The sequence below is a fragment of the Clostridium sp. CTA-6 genome (assembly GCF_054768115.1).
The window spans coordinates 541,909-561,385 of record NZ_BAAAAU010000001.1 but is presented as its reverse complement, the minus strand read 5'-3'; the positions used below and the strand labels follow the sequence as shown (position 1 = coordinate 561,385).

At 31.9% G+C, this 19,477-nt stretch carries 18 protein-coding genes; 14 read left to right on the top strand and 4 right to left on the bottom strand.

Features of this window, described 5'->3' with window-relative positions; genetic code table 11:
• Window positions 1-6 precede the first annotated feature (6 nt).
• Window positions 7-1,005, bottom strand: coding sequence for a leucine-rich repeat domain-containing protein (locus tag ACYUDJ_RS02435; RefSeq protein WP_042384940.1), 999 nt, complete (start codon window positions 1,003-1,005; stop codon window positions 7-9).
• Between the two features lie 403 nt (window positions 1,006-1,408).
• Here ACYUDJ_RS02435 and ACYUDJ_RS02430 point away from each other — a divergent pair, with 403 nt between their 5' ends.
• The 6 genes from ACYUDJ_RS02430 to ACYUDJ_RS02405 all read left to right on the top strand — a co-directional run bounded on the left by ACYUDJ_RS02430 (window position 1,409) and on the right by ACYUDJ_RS02405 (window position 6,512).
• Window positions 1,409-1,663, top strand: a complete 255-nt coding sequence (locus ACYUDJ_RS02430) for a transposase (RefSeq protein ID WP_141650347.1) — start codon at window positions 1,409-1,411, stop codon at window positions 1,661-1,663.
• Window positions 1,664-1,721: 58 nt separating this feature from the next.
• Complete coding sequence (locus ACYUDJ_RS02425) at window positions 1,722-2,165, top strand: IS3 family transposase (RefSeq protein ID WP_080333525.1); 444 nt, start codon at window positions 1,722-1,724, stop codon at window positions 2,163-2,165.
• Between the two features lie 6 nt (window positions 2,166-2,171).
• A complete protein-coding gene (locus tag ACYUDJ_RS02420; protein ID WP_224215225.1) occupies window positions 2,172-2,663 on the top strand; it encodes an integrase core domain-containing protein in 492 nt (163 codons plus the stop codon).
• Window positions 2,664-2,851: 188 nt separating this feature from the next.
• Window positions 2,852-3,463 carry a TetR/AcrR family transcriptional regulator gene (locus ACYUDJ_RS02415; RefSeq protein WP_043031956.1) on the top strand — a complete coding sequence of 204 codons (612 nt, stop codon included), beginning with the start codon at window positions 2,852-2,854 and terminating at the stop codon, window positions 3,461-3,463.
• Window positions 3,460-6,027 (top strand): PEP/pyruvate-binding domain-containing protein, encoded by a 2,568-nt coding sequence (locus tag ACYUDJ_RS02410; protein WP_043031955.1) that lies wholly within the window; start codon window positions 3,460-3,462, stop codon window positions 6,025-6,027. The genes ACYUDJ_RS02415 and ACYUDJ_RS02410 overlap by 4 nt, the downstream gene beginning before the upstream one ends.
• A 329-nt stretch (window positions 6,028-6,356) precedes the next feature.
• Window positions 6,357-6,512, top strand: a complete 156-nt coding sequence (locus ACYUDJ_RS02405) for a BBE domain-containing protein (protein ID WP_080333614.1) — start codon at window positions 6,357-6,359, stop codon at window positions 6,510-6,512.
• Between the two features lie 457 nt (window positions 6,513-6,969).
• On the opposite strand, the gene ACYUDJ_RS02400 is transcribed toward ACYUDJ_RS02405, so the two are convergent.
• The gene (locus tag ACYUDJ_RS02400; protein ID WP_043031954.1) at window positions 6,970-7,596 is read right to left on the bottom strand and encodes a flavodoxin family protein; all 627 of its coding nucleotides are present in this window, start codon (window positions 7,594-7,596) and stop codon (window positions 6,970-6,972) included.
• A gap of 356 nt (window positions 7,597-7,952) precedes the next feature.
• On the bottom strand, window positions 7,953-8,774 hold the full coding sequence (locus ACYUDJ_RS02395) for a MerR family transcriptional regulator (protein ID WP_043031953.1): 822 nt from the start codon (window positions 8,772-8,774) through the stop codon (window positions 7,953-7,955).
• A 114-nt stretch (window positions 8,775-8,888) separates the two neighbouring features.
• On the opposite strand from ACYUDJ_RS02395, the gene ACYUDJ_RS02390 reads away from it, so the two are divergent.
• The 3 genes from ACYUDJ_RS02390 to ACYUDJ_RS02380 all read left to right on the top strand — a co-directional run bounded on the left by ACYUDJ_RS02390 (window position 8,889) and on the right by ACYUDJ_RS02380 (window position 13,460).
• A complete protein-coding gene (locus tag ACYUDJ_RS02390) occupies window positions 8,889-10,619 on the top strand; it encodes an ABC transporter ATP-binding protein (RefSeq protein WP_043031952.1) in 1,731 nt (576 codons plus the stop codon).
• A complete protein-coding gene (locus ACYUDJ_RS02385; RefSeq protein ID WP_043031951.1) occupies window positions 10,616-12,373 on the top strand; it encodes an ABC transporter ATP-binding protein in 1,758 nt (585 codons plus the stop codon). Before ACYUDJ_RS02390 ends, ACYUDJ_RS02385 begins: the two co-directional genes overlap by 4 nt.
• 271 nt (window positions 12,374-12,644) lie before the next feature.
• The gene (locus tag ACYUDJ_RS02380) at window positions 12,645-13,460 is read left to right on the top strand and encodes an alpha/beta fold hydrolase (protein ID WP_043031950.1); all 816 of its coding nucleotides are present in this window, start codon (window positions 12,645-12,647) and stop codon (window positions 13,458-13,460) included.
• 363 nt (window positions 13,461-13,823) lie between these two features.
• On the opposite strand, the gene ACYUDJ_RS02375 is transcribed toward ACYUDJ_RS02380, so the two are convergent.
• A complete protein-coding gene (locus ACYUDJ_RS02375) occupies window positions 13,824-13,982 on the bottom strand; it encodes a hypothetical protein (RefSeq protein WP_003485750.1) in 159 nt (52 codons plus the stop codon).
• A gap of 307 nt (window positions 13,983-14,289) precedes the next feature.
• On the opposite strand from ACYUDJ_RS02375, the gene ACYUDJ_RS02370 reads away from it, so the two are divergent.
• The 5 genes from ACYUDJ_RS02370 to ACYUDJ_RS02350 all read left to right on the top strand — a co-directional run bounded on the left by ACYUDJ_RS02370 (window position 14,290) and on the right by ACYUDJ_RS02350 (window position 19,314).
• Entirely contained in the window at window positions 14,290-15,762 is a 1,473-nt protein-coding gene (locus tag ACYUDJ_RS02370) for an ABC transporter permease (protein WP_003485751.1), read from the top strand.
• A 14-nt stretch (window positions 15,763-15,776) separates the two neighbouring features.
• A complete protein-coding gene (locus ACYUDJ_RS02365) occupies window positions 15,777-16,448 on the top strand; it encodes an ABC transporter ATP-binding protein (protein ID WP_003485753.1) in 672 nt (223 codons plus the stop codon).
• A 463-nt stretch (window positions 16,449-16,911) separates the two neighbouring features.
• Window positions 16,912-17,556: a TVP38/TMEM64 family protein gene (locus ACYUDJ_RS02360; RefSeq protein WP_003485755.1), complete on the top strand. Its 645-nt coding sequence runs from the start codon at window positions 16,912-16,914 to the stop codon at window positions 17,554-17,556.
• Window positions 17,557-17,795: 239 nt separating this feature from the next.
• Window positions 17,796-17,999: a hypothetical protein gene (locus ACYUDJ_RS02355; protein ID WP_003485758.1), complete on the top strand. Its 204-nt coding sequence runs from the start codon at window positions 17,796-17,798 to the stop codon at window positions 17,997-17,999.
• Complete coding sequence (locus ACYUDJ_RS02350) at window positions 17,992-19,314, top strand: MATE family efflux transporter (RefSeq protein WP_003485760.1); 1,323 nt, start codon at window positions 17,992-17,994, stop codon at window positions 19,312-19,314. Before ACYUDJ_RS02355 ends, ACYUDJ_RS02350 begins: the two co-directional genes overlap by 8 nt.
• Window positions 19,315-19,477: the final 163 nt, after the last annotated feature.

The following is a 19,477-nucleotide window of genomic DNA, read 5'->3' as shown; positions in this document are numbered from 1 at the left end:
TTTATTTTATATTGAAAAATCTGGGTCAACTAGATTTTTATATATATCTTTTAATGGTTTATAACTTGATATATTATTTTTATCTAGTTTCAGAGATTTCAATTTTTTAAAATTAGTTATAGTTGATATGTCTGATATTTTATTATTATCTAGTGCTAAATTTACTATTTCATTTTTATCTGAAAGTATAGAAATATTATTTAGTTTATTATTACTAACCCAAAGACCTGTAATTTTGCTCATATTTTCTATTCCTTCTAAATTAGATATATTATTGTTGCATATATTGAGTTCTTTAATGGATTTCATATTTTTTAATTCTTTGATGCTAGTAATTTTATTATCACTAATATCTAAATTGGTTAGTTTAAGTAAGTTATGAATTGGTTTTAGATTTGCTATATTATTGTTTGCCATATAAAGTTCTTTTAAATTTGTTAGATTTTCTAATCCATTTAAATTACTTATTTCATTATTGCTAATATCTAATCTTTTTAATCTTTTTAAATCTTTAACTATGGATACATTACTTAATTTACAATCTACAATTTCTAAATTCTCAAGATTTTTTAATGTAGATACAACCTCTAAATCCTTTACATTGCAGTGAACTATTTTTAAAGTTTTAATATTATCTTTTCCTTTTAATTTATCTATTTTTTCTATAGAACTATCAACAATTTCTAATGAGGATATTTTATCTAAATTTTTTACATGGTCTAAGTTTTTTGAATTATTGTTTTTAATAATAGTAGGTGTTTCAGTCTCCTTAGATTCTGAATCATCATTTTTTTCCTCTTCTTCAAGGGCTTTCTTATTACCAGAATTATTTTTAGAATTTTTATTATTCTTTACATTGTTTTGAGATGAATTTTTTTCAGACTGAACTTTTTGTATATTTGCCTCAGTAGGAGTAACTTTAGTTTTATTATGATTATAAATTAAAGCTGTAGATGTAATTATAATTAGACAAAATATGATTAAAAAAATTCTTTTCTTCTTCACTTTTTTCACCTCCGTTTTTGGAATTTTATGCTATTTATTGTTAGTATACCAATTTTTTCTTATTATTGCAATTATTTCTCAAAACTTTATATGAAGAGTATATTTTTATATAAAAAATAGTATGAAAATCTGGTTATCCGCATAAACACTGGACTTATCACACTTTATCAAGGACAAACCCAATCAATTTACTACTTATGAATGAGCTTTGATACGACGATTTACTTTTGATAAGTGAAGAAACAAAGATACTTCCAATATAAAATTGAATATGTAAAAGGTAGACACTTCAAAAATGAGGTGTCTATTTTTTTACCCAATTTTGAAAGCCCTTAAGCCCCTAAGCATACTGAACAATTGCTTATAAATTATATATAATATAAAAAGTGATTGGAGGTAAGTTATGAGAGGCAGAAGTTATACAAAAGAATTAAAAGAATCAATACTAAACGAGGTAAAGGAAGTTGGAAATGTTTCATTAGTTTCAAGAAAACATGGAATTTCAAAATCCACTATATTTACATGGATTAAAAATTCTAAACAAAAAGATGAAATTAAGGTGAAGCCGGGTAGAAAGGCTTTAATTGAGGGAAAAAATAACTTTGAAAAAGAAATAACAGAAATAACACAAGAAAATGATACTCTTAAAAAATATTAGGAGAAAAGGATTTAGAAATAGCAATTCTTAAAGACTTAATAAAAAAAGCCAACCCTCAATTAAAGATAAAGTAACAGTAGCTAAAAAATATATAGAACAAAATTATAACGCAGTTTTTGTTTTAAAGACAGTTGGTTTATCCAGATCTACATATTACTATAATTTAAGTATAGAGGGGAAAGAAAAATACAAGCCGGTAGGCGGTAAACCAAAGGGATATTCTTTAACTTCAAAAGGAGAAAAAATTTGTGATGATGAGATCAAAGAGTATATTTTACAAGCTATAGAAGGTGATGCTATAAATTATGGTTATAGGAAAATAATGCATTATCTAAAACGCGAATATGGACTTATTATAAATCATAAAAAAGTATATAGGCTATGCAAAGAACTTGATATCCTAAAGAATCAAAGGGCTATAAAACCTAAAGTTAAGCGGAGCATTGCTGCTAACAGAATTATAACAGGTTCAAACCAATTGTGGGAAATGGGTATCAAATAAGGGTACATTGAAGGAGAAGATAAATTTTTCTATATGCTGAATATTATAGATATCTTCGATAGAAACATTGTAGATTATCATATAGGTTTTCATTGTGAAGCCAAGGATGCTACCGCATTATTAAGGAAGAGCCTAATTAGAAGGGATCTATTTGCAGAAGGTGCTACAAAACCTGTTATAAGAACCGATAATGGTCCACAATTTATAAGCTATAAATTTAAAGAATGCTGTGAAGAGTTTAAATTACATCATGAAAGAATACCAGTAAAAACCCCAAATAAAAATGCACATGTGGAATCTTTCCACAGAATACTTGAAGATGAATGTTTTAAAAATAATGAATTTCAAAGCTATACGGAGGCATATGAAATAGTAAACGATTTTATAAATTTTTATAATAACAGAAGATTACACTCAAGTTTAAGGTATATGACTCCCAATGAATTTTACCACCTTTATTTTGGAGAACAGCTAACTAATATTGAGGTGAGGGTGTAATTATAAGAAAAAATAAGAATTAATTAGATATTGTCCAAAATAAAGGGGTTAATCCGTTGAAAACTTAATATTGATAGTTAATAGATATTCTTCTATAAAAAATTAGTCTTGACAAGCGACCGTTGGTCGCTATATGATAAAAGCGAAACAAGAAACGACCGTTGGTCGCTACAAGGAGGTACCATCACATGCCAAAAGGAATTATGCTTACCCCCGAACAACAAGCAGAGCGCCGGGAAGAAATAATCGGTGTTGCTTTGCGGCTCATAGAGAAAAATGGATTCCAAAAAACATCAATGCGGGAAATCGCGGTTTTAGCAAACATGGGAAAGTCCAGTCTGTATGATTTTTTCAAAACGAAAGACGAGATTGTTGTATACGCAGTTGAGAAAAAAATAGAAGAAACAATTCAAAAGGTTCATAGAATTATTGCTGATGAATCTTCGCCGGAACAGTGCCTTAGAAAAATCATGCTGAATCATCTTGGAGTACCAAAGCAGTATAGAACTGTGCTGATGTGGTTAAATACAGAATCTGACTACTTAGAAGAAGAATATCGAAAGCGGCTGAGAGCTGCGCGTTACGCATATCAGGATATTATAAAATCTGTGATTGAAAATGGAGTGACCGCAGGCATCTTTCGTAAAACGAATGCCGATCTTATGGCGCGTTTGTTAATTAACTCCGTTATAGCAATCATCTACACATCCCGACCATCAGCCAGTCCGGAAAAAATGCTTGATGAAACAATGAATATATTTCTACACGGAATTATGAATGATGGAGGTGAATTATTATGATTTATTATATCCTACCATTGGCGCATAAACAGGCAACCCTTGAAATGGTCGGCGGAAAAGGTATGTCTTTATCAAAACTTATGACAGCGGGCATCCCTGTGCCAGACGGCTTTCATGTTACGACTGCTTCATACCAGAGTTTTGTTGAGATGAACCGTATTCAGCCTCACATTAATAAGTTGCTGGACGGTATTGATTCCAACAATACCAGCCAGCTTGAAGATGTTTCTACGCAGATTGGGATGCTTTTCCATAATGGAGAAATGCCGCAGGAAGTGTCGGCGGCAATTAAAACCGCTTATGCTGGATTAGGGAACATCGCGGTAGCTGTCCGTTCCTCCGCGACCGCCGAGGATTTGCCCGACGCTTCTTTTGCGGGCCAGCAGGAAACTTATCTTAACATACAAGGTGAGAATGAAGTCCTTGCCGCTGTAAAGCGGTGCTGGGCTTCCCTGTGGACAGCACGCGCTATTGCTTACCGCGTGAAGAATGATATAAAGCAGGAGATTGTCGCGCTTGCTGTTGTAGTACAAAAGCTTGCGTTTTCCGATGCGTCTGGCGTTATGTTTACGCTAAACCCTATCAATGGCAGACGTAGCGAAATGATTATTAACGCCGCGTGGGGACTTGGCGAATCGGTGGTTTCCAGCTTAGTCACCCCTGATACAATCGTTGTAGATAAAAACGCCGAACGAATTGTATCGTATGAAGTAGCAAACAAAGAGATCATGACGGTTCGCACCTCAGATGGAACGGAAGAAATCCCAGTTCCTGAACGGTTGAGGAAAAAACATGCTCTTACCCGCAATCAAGTCATGCGGTTGACACAGCTTGGGAAGAAAATTGAGAAGTATTATCAAATGCCTATGGATGTAGAGTGGGCACTGGAAAAAGATAAATTGTATATTGTTCAGGCTCGCCCCATTACTGTCCTGCCGCCCGAATGGACGTTACCGGAAAAGGATGTTATATACACAAAAGGCAGTCTGGCGGAACACTTGCCAAATCCTGTTACGCCCTTGTTCGCCACGCTTGGCCTTGAAATCGTCAACCGTGCGTCGGCGCTTTTATGGGTAGATATGTTTGGTAAAAGCGCGAAAAAGCTATTGCCAGAAAACGGAGCATATACGATTATTAACGGATATGTTTATCTTTCTGCCAAATCAAAGCCACTTTTGATTGCTGTCAAATCCCTTTCGCCCCGCTCTTTGCGCCGGGCGCTCACGAACAGCGTTGCACGCTGGGAAGCGGCACGAAAAGAATTTGAGGATGTGATTAAACAATGGGAAGAAAAGCCCATGCATATGCTGAACGCTCATCAAATAATGGAGGGGATTCAGACTGTATTTTATGCCGCGTGTATTTATTTCACAAGGATTCAGCTTACATTGCCCGCCGCCTCTATCAGCGAAACATTATTTACAAAATTATTTCAGGGAGCGGCTCGCCGCGCTGGTATGACAGATACTTCTGTTTTCCTGCTTGGATTTGATACGATTGCTCTGCAAGCGGAAAAGAACCTGTGGAGCCTCTCGGAATGGGTAAAGCAAAATAGCACCCTCAACCTTTATCTGCAAAACAATCCGACAACAAAGATAGCGGAAGATTTTATGTCCTCAGTTCTGCCTGCCGAAGTTTCGCAGGAAGTATGGATAGAATGGAAAAATCGAATCAATCAGTATTTTAAAGAGTTTGGTCGTACCGCTTATGAATTTGATTTTGCGTATTCCACACCGCAGGAAACACTTACACCAACCTTTGAATCCATAAAAACATTTGTGGAAGGAAAAGGGGAAAGTCCTTTTTTACGTCAAGCCACATTTGAAAAGCGTAGGAAACAGGCAGAAGAAGAAATTTTACAACATATAGGTAGCTCACGCAAAAAACTGTTTTTGAAGTTGCTCCATTGGGCGCAGGAAACCGCCCCTATGCGTGAAAATGCTATTTATTTGATGGGAATGGGGCATCCGCTGATTCGCCGGATGTTTCAGGAAATTTCAGCCCGCCTTATACGTGGCGGAGTTACTTCGCATCTGGATGATATTTACTGGCTCACAAAATCGGAATTGGAAAAACTCATAGTACAGTTAGACGAAAATATACCTTTATCCGATAGAAGCAAGGCGATACTTGCGCGAAAAACGGAACTAAAAAAATACCAGGGGTATGTGCCGCCAGCTCAGTTACCTGAGAAGAATGCAAAAAGCACATCACATGCACCACAGAAACAAAAAGATGGAAAAACCGTGTTGAGGGGTATAGGAACCAGTTCTGGTGTTGTGACAGTTCGCGCCTGTGTACTGAATAGTCCGGCAGATTTTGAAAATTTCCAGCCGGGAAGTGTATTGGTTGCTGTTACTACAACTCCCGCTTGGACACCCTTGTTTGCCTCTGCAAGTGCAATTGTAACGGATATTGGCGGTCCTCTCAGTCATTCAAGCATTGTTGCACGGGAATATGGTATCCCTGCTGTTATGGCGACACACACCGCCACGAGAAGCATTGAAAGTGGACAAATGATAACGGTGGACGGTTCTGAGGGAACGGTGACGATTAATGGATAAAAAGCCTATTTTCGCTTTAAAGCTTGCGACTTTGGTGATTGCGTTAGGATATAGCCTAATTCTTCCGGTCATGCCGTTTCTCTTAAGCCCCTAAGCAATTGTCCAAGTATGCTTAAGGGCTTAAGAGATAATAGCTAATTTTAATAATTAAGCTATTTTAAAATCATGGATTATACTATATAAATTATAAGAAATGTTATTCTTATAATTAGGATTCAATAGATTACTTATTAAAAATTTAGGATTAAATTTGAAGGGAAAAATATATAATAATGGCGATGCTTGTTTCACGGGTATGGTAACAATAAATAGAGGGCTAGGCACTCGTGATGACTATGGGAGTAATTATTAACTTATTTTCATATTGGACAAGGGCTTACTATGGTAGAAACTTTAATCTACTGACCCAAGTTAAGGGCAAATACGATTCTGAGAATATATTTAGATTCCCACAAAGTATACCGCATGCAACTGAATGTGACTAAAAAATGGATAAGAGGAAAGTTAATAGTCACCCAAATACAAAATGCTTGAAGAAATATATGTAAAATTGATAGGCTTTATTAAAGACGATGTTGAATTAAAAACTTTTCAATATGTGATTATTGATATATTATTAGAAGGGATAGTATATAATAATTTATACTATTTTTTCTATTTCACTGTTGAACTATATTTTTAAATGTTGAACCTTTAATAAAGTATATAATGTAAGCCTATATTTATATAGTAGACCTAATGTATAACTTAGAAAAAGTTTATGTTATATCTGTTACGGTAAACAATGTCATAAATAACATAGATTTTTTACAGCAATGTATAAACCACAAGTAATGAAGGGATTTTTAAATTAGAAAAGGGTGTGTCAAAATAAAAATAGCCTTAATTTAAAACCATAAATATATTAAAATTAGGGCTATTTTGAGACATCCTCTTCTAAGATTAACGTATAAAATTGGTCCATGCTCTTGGTTCTTTTTCTGGGAGTGCAACTCCTGCTTCTTTACCAGCATTTATACTTTTCAAAAGCCAGGCCATATTTTTACCTAATACTCTCATTGTTTGCATTCCTTCTAAATCCTGTTTTACTTCTTCAGGAGTATTTCCATGAACCATATTCCAATATTGAGAAGATACAATAGGCATGTTTGAAATAGTAAAATATTTATTTAACTGATCAAAGGCTGCAGTTGAACCACCGCGGCGACAGCTTACAATAGCGGCACCAGGTTTATACTGAAAGCTATCTCCTGCATAAAAGAATCTATCTAAAAAAGATGTTATTTGGCCAGAGGAAGCAGCATAATGTACAGGGGAACCAAAGATAAAACCATCGGCTTCTTTAGCTTTTTCAAGGGCTATATTTACAGTATCATCGTCAAATACGCACTTGCTAGCCTCATTTCTAGAACAACCTCCGCAAGCCATGCAACCGCGAATAGGCTTGTTTCCAATATGAAAAATTTCTGTTTCAATATTTTGTTTTTCCAGTTCCTTTGCTACTTCGCATAAGGCAGTATAGGTACATCCTTTAACCTTAGGACTTCCATTAATAAGTAATACTTTCATTTTTATACCTCGCTTTACTTTTATACTATTTTTATATTATGATATTATTCTAGAATACAAGTATTACTATTACAAGTACGTACTTTTTAGTATCATAGTACCAAAAAGGATACTGTAAAAAATAAGTAGCGTATAAAGATAGGAAAAGTCTATGTTATATCCGTTACGGTGAAATGCACCACAAATAACGGAGACTTCCTTTGAAGCTGCTGATAGCATTGACTTTAAGAGAGATAACAGTGTTATAATCATAAGCAAGATAACTATAAGAGATAAGGAAGATATAGATGGTATAGGGCTTCACTTTGATGAAAAGATACAAAAATAAATGACTCAACATATGGCAGATGCCTATACTATGTTAAGTCATTTTCTAAAGTTTCTATCATTAGTTTTGTAATATAATGTTTTTGTTCTTTTTGGGAAATATCAGAAATTAGGTACTCCTCAAAAGAGTAATCTCCTAAAGAAATTCCATTCTCATCCGCATAATTTAGCATTTTCTCATAAGCATGGCATAAGTCATCATATGTACCTTCAAAGTATCCACATAGATAGATTCCTGGTTTTCGAATTACTGTTTTACCTGGTAGAAAGGATTTTGTTTTGATATACAGATAAGAAAGATTTGTGGATTTATTCTTTCTCAAATTTTTAACTGATATGATGCCACCGACAGATTCCTGAACCGCAATTCCTAGATCTTGACAGAATTTAATATACTCTTGCATATAGTTGGCAAAGGTTTTATTTGTTGAATTCTCCATATTATTCGATGGGAGAATGGTCTCCTTAGGTAAGTATTCTAAGTAAATGTTATTGTGGCTGTTTATACCTTCTATGGTCATGGCTTTCATACTTTCAATCATTTCCTGTATATCTTCAAAATATTTTATTTTTTCAGCTACCTCTTTACTTTTTTCTTCTAATAAATCTAAGAACATGGATGGATCGCGCTGCTCAAGATAGATTTTTATGTCCTTTAAAGACATTCCAATTTTTTTTAGGTTCAATATAACAGAGAATGTAAAATACTGATGATAGGAGTAATAACGGTAACCATTTTTCTTGATTATTGCCGGTCGGAATAGGCCGATGTCATCATAGTGAAAAAGAACATGTTTTTCAACATTACACATCTTAGCGAATTCTCCAGTGGTAAAATATTTTTCTTGCATTTTTTAAAATCTCCTCTTGACTATAAGGTAACACTATAGTTTATCATAATATATGTTGATGGGGAAATCAAGGATTGATTTTACAAAAAATCGCTGACAAAAGAGAGGTTGAATATGAAGTTAATTTTACAGTATTTAAAAAAGTATAAGCTATACGTATTTTGCAACATCCTAGCGGTGCTTGGATTTGCTGCGGCAGAGCTTGGAATTCCTACAATTGTCTCTAATATGATAGACAGGGGCATTGTATTGAAGGATAGAGTCTATATTTATAAGCTGGGTATTGTTATTTTGATTTTGGCCATTATTGGTGGTATTGGGAATATTGTGTTGGCCTATTGTAGTTCCAAGGTGAGTACCTCAATTACAAGAGATATTAGAAATGACATTTTCAAAAAAGCCCAGGGATTTTCTCATAGGGAATATAATAAATTTGGTGTATCCAGTATGATTACCAGAACCACCAATGATGCTTTTATTCTCATGCAGTTTATTAATGTTCTACTTAGAATGGCCTTTTTAACGCCGATAATGATTTTAATCAGCATGTTTATGGTAATAAAGACAAGTGTAACTTTATCTATGGTAATTGGAGGATGTATTCCCATTATATGCTTTGGAGTATATCTCATTGCTAGAACGAGTAATCCAATTAGTACTAGGCAACAGAAGGGAATGGACAGGTTAAATCGAATTACAAGAGAGAATTTAACTGGAGTTAGAGTTATTCGTGCATTCCGGAAAGATCACTATGAAACTCAGCGATTTTACGAAGCCAACGAAGATTATGCATCTAATGCAAAAAAGTTATTTAAGTTGATGTCTGTTGCGCAGCCAGCCTTCTTCTTGCTATTAAATCTTGCAGTTGTAATTGTATTTATCATGTCTAGCAAAATGATTGATGTAGGAACACTACAGGTGGGAAAATTAGTGGCATTCCAGGAATATATGTTCCATGCAATGTTTTCTATGATGCTGTTTTCTATGATATTCGTAATGTATCCCCGTGCAGAAATTAGTGCTAGACGTATTCAAGAGCTTCTAGAGGAAGAACCGATTATTAAAAATCCTGAGAATGCAGTAACAAAGGGAGATGAAAGGGGAACTTTAGAATTTGATCATGTAACCTTTCAATATCCTGACGGTGAAGTTCCTGTATTACATGATATAAGTTTTCAGGCAAAGAAAGGGGAGAAAGTTGCTTTTATTGGAAGTACTGGTAGCGGTAAAAGTACGTTAATCAATCTTATTCCTAGATTTTATGATGTAACTAAAGGTAGCATTAAAGTAGATGGAGTAGATGTTAGAAAATATGATTTAATATCATTGCGTCAAAAAATTGGTTTTATTCCACAAAAAGCCCTGCTGTTTTCTGGTAGCATCAATGAAAATATCCGCTATGGAAAACATAACGCGGTACAATCTGAAATAGAGCATAGCGCCAAAGTTTCCCAGGCTTATGATTTTATTAAAGATAAGCCAGACCAGTTTGAGGAAATGATAGAAGAGGGAGGAAGCAATGTATCTGGTGGACAAAAACAAAGGTTGAGCATTGCAAGAGCTGTTGTAAGAAAGCCGAACATCTATATATTTGACGATTCTTTTTCCGCATTAGATTCTAAAACAGATGCTAAATTGAGAAAGAGATTAAAAAGTGAAACTACAGATGCTATTACTTTGATCGTGGCTCAGAAAGTATCTTCTATTATGGATGCCACAAAAATTATTGTATTGAACGAAGGAGAAGTGGTTGGAATAGGAACTCATGAGCAGCTACTAAGAAACTGCAAAATTTATTATGAGATAGCCGCTAGCCAGATGTCAAAGGAGGAATTGAAACGATGAAAAAGAAAAATACTGGTATTAAACGTTTGATTCCATATTTAAAGAAATATAATATAAAGATTATCTCAGCAATATTATTAATCATTGTGGCGTCCTGCTTAATCGCATTAAGCCCTACTTTAGAGGGGATGATTACTACTCAATTATTTTCTGATATTACAAAAGGACAAAGGGTAGATTTTGCAAAAATCAATAGAATTATTTTAATTTTAATCTGTGTCTATGCTGCAGGAGCTTTAAGCAACTGTGCTTATCAGTTCTTATTAACCGATGCAATACAAAGCGCTATGGTGGATCTAAGAAATGATGTGCAAGGTAAAATCAGAAGACTTCCTATTGCATATTTTGATAGAAATGCCTTGGGAGATACTTTGAGTCGTGTATCCAACGATGTGGAGACCATTTCTAATGCTCTTCAACAAAGCTTCGCTCAGATTTTAAATGCTATTTTAGGATTAAGCCTTGCGGTATTTATGATGTTTAAGATTCAATGGGTAATGGCTCTATCTTCCGTTGCAATTATCCTAGTGTCGGTTATTATATCTAAGGTAATTGTGAAGAAATCTCAGCCCATATTTCAAAAGCAGCAAAATGCTCTAGGGCATTTAAACGGAATTGTTCAAGAAAAATTTACTGGTTTTAATGAAATTAAATTATTCGGTAAACAGGAAGATGCACTGACAGAATTTATGAATGCTAATGAAGAATTGTGTGAAAATGGTTTTAAAGCTCAGTTCATCAGTGGTTTGATGTCTCCACTTGTAGCCTTTGTAACTTATATTGGAATTGGATGCGTAGCCATTGCAGGTGCATTTTATGCCATTGGGGGAATTATTACTGTAGGACAGCTTCAGGCTTTTATTCGTTATATATGGCAGGTAAATCAGCCTATGTCTCAGATTACTCAGTTATCCTCAGCAATACAGTCTTCTGTAGCTGCAGTGCACAGAGTTTTTGAGTTCTTAAATGAAGAGGAAGAATCAGAAGAAGTGGAGTTAGTAAAATCAGATAAAGAAGTTCATGGAAATGTATCCTTTGAAAATGTAGAATTCTCTTATACAAAGGAGAAACCTTTACTTCACGATCTGAATGTGCAAGTAAAAAGTGGTCAGATGGTTGCTATAGTAGGGCCTACAGGAGTAGGAAAAACTACATTAATCAATTTACTTATGAGATTTTATGATGTAACTGGTGGTTCTATCAAGATAGATGGTGTAGATATTCAACATATGAAACGAGATGATTTAAGAGCAAAATTTGGAATGGTTCTTCAGGATACCTGGCTCTTTAATGGAAGTATTAAAGAAAATATAGCCTATGGAAAAGAAGGCGCTACGGAAGAAGAAATCATAAATGCAGCTAAGATAGCAAATGTACACCACTTTATTACCACACTTCCCGAAGGCTATAACATGATACTGAATGAAGAGGCTAGTAACATCTCTCAAGGAGAAAAACAGCTTTTGACCATAGCTAGGTCTATTCTCTGTGATCCACCTATCATGATTTTGGATGAAGCTACTAGCTCCGTGGATACAAGGCTGGAACAAAAACTACAGGATGCCATGAGAAAAATTATGAAGGGCAGAACTTCCTTTGTAATTGCCCACAGATTGTCTACAATTAAAAATGCAGATTTAATCATGGTAATGAGAGATGGAAATATCGTGGAGCAAGGAACACACAATGAGTTGCTAGGTAAGAAGGGATATTATGAACAGCTTTACCATGCCCAATTTGGGGATTTGGCTTGATAATAATTTCTAATGTATTTTTTAAGCTAACCTATAGGTAGATACTATTCATATAAATAGTAATTTAAGTTTTTATAAAAAATATTTAAAACAATAAAAAACCACTCCTTTATGGTTGATTTATTTTGTAGATTAACTATAAAGGGGTGCTTTATTTATGAGAAATTATCAACAATATATTACTAAAGGATTAAAAAATACTAAGATTCACTTATTTGCTCTCAATAGAATAAACTTATAATGAAAGAATTTTATTATAAGAGGTATTTGTATGGGATGTTATGTTAAAGTAGAACCAAATGTAAAACTTTATGTAGAGGATCTTAATCCAGAAGGGAAAAAAACAATTCTATTTCTACATGGATGGCCCGGAAGTCATAAGCTGTTTGAATATCAATTTGATCAGCTTCCTAAAATGGGGTATCGATGTATAGGTATAGATCAGAGAGGATTTGGCGAATCCGATAAGCCTTTTAGGGGCTACTCATATGATCGATTATCAGATGATGTTCGATGTGTAGTTGAAGCACTTAAATTAAAGAACGTTACGTTGTTAGGTCATTCTACAGGAGGAGCCATTGCTATTAGATATATGGCAAGGCATAGTGGATATGGTGTATCTAAACTTGTTCTTTGTGCAGCTGCGGCTCCTAGTCTTATTAAACGTCCATATTTCCCTTATGGTTTAGAAAGGGAAGCTGTGGATAAAATTATTGAAGGAACATATAATGATCGTCCAAAAATGTTGCAAGACTTTGGAGATATATTTTTTTTCAAATATATAACTAAGCCTTTCTCCGATTGGTTCTTCCAATTAGGATTACAGGCGGCAGGCTGGGCTACTGCAGAAATTGCAAACACATGGTTAGATGAAGAAGGGTTATTTTCTGATCTTAAGAAAATAAAAGTTCCAACTCTAATTCTTCATGGTATTCATGACAAAGTTTGTCTATTTCCATTAGCTGAAGCACAAAAAAAAGGAATTAAAAATTCAAAACTTGTACCATTTGAAGAGAGCGGTCATGGGTTATTCTACGATCAAAAAGAAAAGTTTAACAAGGAATTGACCAAGTTTATTGAAAAATAAAGTTTTATTATGATTAATAATTACTTTGAAGAATTAATCATATAAAACATATTATTTAAATATAAAAAATGAGGGTATCTCAAAACAAAAATAGCCTTAATTTTAATATAGTAAATATAAATAATATATGTAATAAACATATGAATGAGCTTTAGTAGTTCTTAATTTGACGGAATTAAAAATTTTTGTAATTCCTCACAGGACGTGAGGAGCCAGTGGTGAAGCCAAGGAAGGCGCCTCTATTGGGTAAAAAATTTTTAATGGAGTAAAATTTAGAACTGCTTAGCAAAATGAATTGCTTTATGAATGTATTATTTATATTTACGGTTTTAAAATTAAGGCTATTTTTAGACATCCTCAATTCTACTTATCATCTTTTCTAAATTTATAGGTTATAAAAACAATAATTAATCCTACCAAAGAGTATCCAATATATTTTAATTTAGCTTCATAGGGAAGTGTTAATAATATTATTATCCAAACTATACCTGAAACTATACAGTCCCTTTTTATGCTTTTCATTAAATAATCCCCCTATTTATTACTCATATATATTTAACTATTTCTTTAGAGAAATACAATGTTATTATAGCATATTTTACAAATATCTTATTATTTTATTATGATTTTAGGATATTTTTTGTAATAAAAATAAATATAGAAAACATGAATTAAAACTTTAGTTATATAGAATTTTAATTAATATGATTTTTATATATAAAGGAATTTATATTTTATATAAAAAACAAATTAACTTCACAAAAAACACATAAAGCTTTATTAGAATAACCTTTGTAAGAAATTTATAAGACTTAGGAGGTTATATAATATGAATTTTTTAAAGAGAGCTATGCTTAGTATATCAAAAAAGAAAATAAAGTCTTTGATATTATTTGTTGTACTCTTAATAATTGCCAATATGGTGTTGGTGGGTTTATCGATACAAACTGCTACAAAAAAATCCACAGAATTAGCTAGAGAAAAATTAGGCAGTGATGTAACACTTAAAATTAATGAACAAAAATTTATGGAACAAAGAAGAAATAATAAGGAGGAAGGATCAAGCAGCAGACCATCTTTAACTACAGATATTGCAGATACTTTAAAGGATAATGAACATGTAACTCAGTATAACTATATTTCTTCAGGTTTTGGGTTGGCTAAAAACTTTGAAAATGTAAAGAGCGAAGAAAGCAGTGATGATACTACTTCCGAAGAAGGTGAAGAAAAACCAAAAGGTATGTTCAAAATGGCAGGTACTAATGTTACTACTATGCCAGAGGTTTCTTTTTCAGGTACTATAGCTACAAATCTTTTATCAGATTTTAAGAATGGAGATAGTAAAATCGCAGAAGGTAGAGGAATTACAAAAGATGATGCAGGAAAAAATGTGGCTATAATTGAGAAAAATTTGGCTAAAGAAAATAGCTTAAAAGTAGGAAGCAAAATACAAGTAGCTTCTATTGATGAAAATACTACACTAGAACTTGAAGTTGTGGGGATATATGAGGCAAATTCAGATGAAAGTACTAATGATAATAGAAATATGGATTTTTTAAACCCATATAATAAAATATATATGCCTTATGATGTAGTTTCTAAGGTTTCAACTGGGGATAGTACTAATAGTAAAAATATTACTTCTGCAGTATATTTTATGGACAATGCTGATAATATAGAAAGTTTCAGAGAATATGCAAAAAATAAGAAAATAGATTTAGAAACCTATACATTAGATGCTAATGATCAATTATATACACAAATGGTAGGACCTATTGAAAATGTAGGATCCTTCTCAAAAACTTTAGTAGCAACTGTATCCATTGCAGGAGCAATGATCTTAGTTCTTATAATAGCATTATCTCTTAAGGATAGAAAATATGAAATAGGAGTATTACTATCCCTGGGAGAAAGCAAATTTAAAGTTATTTCTCAACTAGTAGTTGAAGTACTTTTAGTAGCTTCTATAGCTTTTGCTACTTCTGCATTTACAGGAAATTTAGCAGCTAACAAAATAGGAGATAGTTTACTTGCAAATGAAATTAAAGTAACAGAATCATCTTCAACGCAAGAAAATCAGAATTTTGGTGGGCGTGGTCCTATGGTAGTAGGCCCTGGTAGAATGAATAGTAATGCTATTAAAAATGCAGATGTGGTAAAAGACATGGATGTTTCTATAACTTCAAAGGATTTAGAAAAATTAGCAGGTATAGGATTACTTATAGTAATAGCCTCTGCAGCTATACCAACTATATCTGTACTAAGATTTAGTCCTAAAACTATACTAAGTAAAAGAGAATAGATGGGGTGATATATATGAATGCAGTTTTAGAATTTAAGAATGTAAATTATAGCTATAAAGATGGAGGAAAAGAATTAGTAATTTTGGATAGTGTAGATTTTAATTTTGAAGGTGGGAAATTTTACACTATATTAGGAGCTTCTGGATCAGGAAAAACTACTGCTTTATCCTTGGCAAGTGCATTAGATAGTCCTAAAAGTGGTGAAATTTTATATGAAGGTAAGGATATAAAGAAAATTGGCTTAACCAACTATAGAAATCAATATATAGGAATAGTATTTCAAGCATACAATTTAATTAATTACATGACAGGTATACAAAATATTATTACTGCTATGGAAATTACCAAGAATGAAATTTCAGATAAAAAACAAAAGGCTTATGAATTAATAGAAAAGGTAGGGCTTACAAGAGGAGAAGGAGATAGAAGTGTATTAAATCTTAGTGGAGGACAACAACAAAGGGTAGCAGTAGCAAGAGCTCTATCTACAAATGCCAAAATTATATTGGCAGATGAGCCTACTGGAAATTTGGACAGTAAAACCTCTATAGATATAATAAAGCTTTTTCAGAAATTAGCTCATGAAGATAATAAATGCATAATAATGGTAACTCACTCTTTAGAGATTGCATCTATGTCTGATATAATTATAAATTTAGACAATAAGAAGTTTAAGGTTAAATAAGAACTTTAAAAGTAATCTATATTGTTTATAACTAGAAAATTAAACTTGTTAAAATAAATTTATTAGGCTTGCCTGATCCTTTAACTTAATAAGTAAAATTAAAAAATACTCAAATTTAGTGTTTATTAAGTGACTTTTAGATTCAGATGGAGTTTGATTATGACAGATAGTCTCTCCATTTGAATCTTATTAAAAAAGTTCTTGGAATCTTTTTTATTAGTAAAAAATTTTTAGAAGTTTTTTAGAAGTCCTTATCTTTTAGGAGAAATTAGTATCTTTCAGAAGCAAGTGCTTATACAAAATCATTTCATTTTTTATTCTCAATTTTTTATAAAAATCAGATATTAAAAGTTTCTAATTTTATCAACTAGGTAATAAGTATTAACAATCATAGCTATATTATAAAAAATAAAAAAATGTGACTTTTTATACTTATATTTAAAAATAGTAGGAGGAGATAGTTATGAAGATAAATAAAAAATACTTACTTTTTGCTTTATGTATAGTATGGATTATATCAATATACATCTTTAATAAGTATGATTTTATATCACTTACTATAGAAATTATGAAGGGTTATTTAAATTCAAATAAAGCAGGAATAATGATTATTTTTGTTTTACTATGGATAGTAAGACTGCCGATTTTATTGCCAGGATTTACATTAATAATATTAGGAGGTACTTTATTTGGAACAATTAATGGATTTTTATTATCTATGACAGGAATGATTCTAAGTGAAACATTAATATATGTGATAGCTAAAGTATTTTCTAATTGGAATATAAAAAATTTAATTAAAAAGAAGTATGATTACATAGAGCCATTAATAAAAAAATATAATTTTAGATTTTTAGCCTTGGGCATAGTATGCCCTATAGCACCTACAGATGTGGTATGCTTTTTATCCTCATCAGTGGGGTTAAGCTATATAAGATATATATTAACAATAATTATTTCTAACATACCAATAATATCCATTTATAGTTATATGGGCATAAGTTATAAAGAATCTTCATTAAGTGTTATAATACTTTGTTTATCAATAAGTATATTAGCATTATATACAATGAAAATTTGGAATAGTTTAAAAACAAATTATTTATAAATTTTAGATGAATAAATTTAACAAAGTAGTTATTATTAAAATTTGCTTATGATTTAGTATTTTTATGGAGCAACATCACATAAGATTTAAAAGTAAGTGTTCAAATATATAGCATCCTATGATAAACTAAACATTGGAAATAAAATAATATTAAAAAAATAATATAAAACTTTTTATGTTATGAAATAGAAATTATTTTCTAATTTTCTTAAAGATAAAGAAGATAGGATGAAGAGGGAATGATTATATTAGAAACAAAAAATTCAATATCAAAAAGCATATCTTTAGGTGATGCCCAAAAGGTTTATTCTTTAACTTCTCATGTTGAAGTTAAAAAAATTATGAAATTTAATACACATTCTTGTAAGGACAAGCTTCTTTTGCCAAACTTACCCCAGGAGCTTTTGATTTATACATTAGATTTGGAGAAGAATAATGAGTAGCACAACTAAGGATTTAACTAAGGGCTCTCCTTTAAAAGTAATACTTAAATTTTCATTACCTATGATAGTAGGAAATATATTTCAGCAATTATATAATGTTGTAGATTCAATAATAGTAGGGAAATTTATAGGTACAAAGGCTTTAGCCGCTGTAGGCTCTTCCTTTGCTATTATGGTTTTTATAACATCAATTTTGCTAGGATTATGCATGGGCACTTCTATTGTGTTTTCACAATTTTTTGGAGGTAAAAAAATAAATAAGCTAAAGGCTAGTATATCTACATCCTTTATTTTTATAGGAATTACCTCTATTGTAATAAGTGGATTATCCTTAATATTTGTAGATCAGATTATTTTATTTATGAAAATTCCTAAAGAGTTATTTGTAGATACTAGAAGTTATCTTAAGATAATATTTAGTGGTATATTTTTCACCTTTTTATATAATTGGGCAGCAGGTCTTTTAAGGGCTCTTGGAAATTCTAAAGTGCCATTATATTTTTTGATTTTAGCTGCTATTATAAATATAGTATTAGATCTTGTATTTGTAATTACTTTTAATATGGGTGTATCTGGTGCAGCTCTAGCTACGGTTATTGCCCAATTTGTTTCGGCTATTTTGTGTATTGTATATTGTATAAAAAAGCTAGATTTCTTAGAGTTTAAACTAAGTGAAATTAAATTTGATAAAGAAATATTTAAACTAACTGCCAGTTATTCCTTGCTTACATCAATACAACAATCTATTATGAATTTTGGAATATTAATGATACAGGGATTGGTAAATTCCTTTGGTATAGCTCCTATGGCAGCCTTTGCAGCAGCAGTTAAGATTGATTCCTTTGCTTATATGCCTGTACAAGATTTTGGAAATGCTTTCTCTACCTATATTGCCCAAAACAAAGGAGCAGAGAAAGATGAAAGAATCAAAAGTGGTATCAAAGTATCTTTAAAGATTATAACTATATTTTGTATTTTTATATCTTTAGTTGTATGGATTATGGCAGATAAGTTTATGCTAATATTTATAAATTCTACAGAAACCCAGGTTATAAAAATAGGAGTACAGTATTTACGAATTGTATGTACATTTTATTGTTTCATAGGTTACTTATTTATGTTTTATGGTTTATATAGAGGTTTAGGCAAGGTTAAGATGTCCATAGTCTTGACAATAATATCCCTTGGTCTTAGAGTGGCTCTTGCTTTTATTACAGCTCCTTATTTAGGATTAAAGGGAATTTGGTGGGCAATTCCTATAGGGTGGATTATAGCAGATGTAGTAGGAATGATATATTATAAATTTATTAGTTAATGTTAAATTGATATAGAGTTTAAAAATAAAATGATCTAAAATGGAACAAAAATTATAAATTTAGTAGATTTATAAAAAAATAATATAAAAATGTGTTATAATGGTACAAAATATTATATAATGTAGAGTATATAATATTTTGTATTTTTTATAATTTAATATA

Coding starts and splice junctions, on each gene's coding strand:
- ACYUDJ_RS02375 (WP_003485750.1), bottom strand. CDS start 13,982: ATGAAAAGCATAAAAAGGGACTGTATAGTTTCAGGTATAGTTTGGATA.
- ACYUDJ_RS02400 (WP_043031954.1), bottom strand. CDS start 7,596: ATGAAAGTATTACTTATTAATGGAAGTCCTAAGGTTAAAGGATGTACC.
- ACYUDJ_RS02395 (WP_043031953.1), bottom strand. CDS start 8,774: ATGCAAGAAAAATATTTTACCACTGGAGAATTCGCTAAGATGTGTAAT.
- ACYUDJ_RS02430 (WP_141650347.1), top strand. CDS start 1,409: ATGAGAGGCAGAAGTTATACAAAAGAATTAAAAGAATCAATACTAAAC.
- ACYUDJ_RS02405 (WP_080333614.1), top strand. CDS start 6,357: ATGACTATGGGAGTAATTATTAACTTATTTTCATATTGGACAAGGGCT.
- ACYUDJ_RS02360 (WP_003485755.1), top strand. CDS start 16,912: ATGAAGATAAATAAAAAATACTTACTTTTTGCTTTATGTATAGTATGG.
- ACYUDJ_RS02415 (WP_043031956.1), top strand. CDS start 2,852: ATGCCAAAAGGAATTATGCTTACCCCCGAACAACAAGCAGAGCGCCGG.
- ACYUDJ_RS02370 (WP_003485751.1), top strand. CDS start 14,290: ATGAATTTTTTAAAGAGAGCTATGCTTAGTATATCAAAAAAGAAAATA.
- ACYUDJ_RS02410 (WP_043031955.1), top strand. CDS start 3,460: ATGATTTATTATATCCTACCATTGGCGCATAAACAGGCAACCCTTGAA.
- ACYUDJ_RS02350 (WP_003485760.1), top strand. CDS start 17,992: ATGAGTAGCACAACTAAGGATTTAACTAAGGGCTCTCCTTTAAAAGTA.
- ACYUDJ_RS02385 (WP_043031951.1), top strand. CDS start 10,616: ATGAAAAAGAAAAATACTGGTATTAAACGTTTGATTCCATATTTAAAG.
- ACYUDJ_RS02390 (WP_043031952.1), top strand. CDS start 8,889: ATGAAGTTAATTTTACAGTATTTAAAAAAGTATAAGCTATACGTATTT.
- ACYUDJ_RS02380 (WP_043031950.1), top strand. CDS start 12,645: ATGGGATGTTATGTTAAAGTAGAACCAAATGTAAAACTTTATGTAGAG.
- ACYUDJ_RS02355 (WP_003485758.1), top strand. CDS start 17,796: ATGATTATATTAGAAACAAAAAATTCAATATCAAAAAGCATATCTTTA.
- ACYUDJ_RS02365 (WP_003485753.1), top strand. CDS start 15,777: ATGAATGCAGTTTTAGAATTTAAGAATGTAAATTATAGCTATAAAGAT.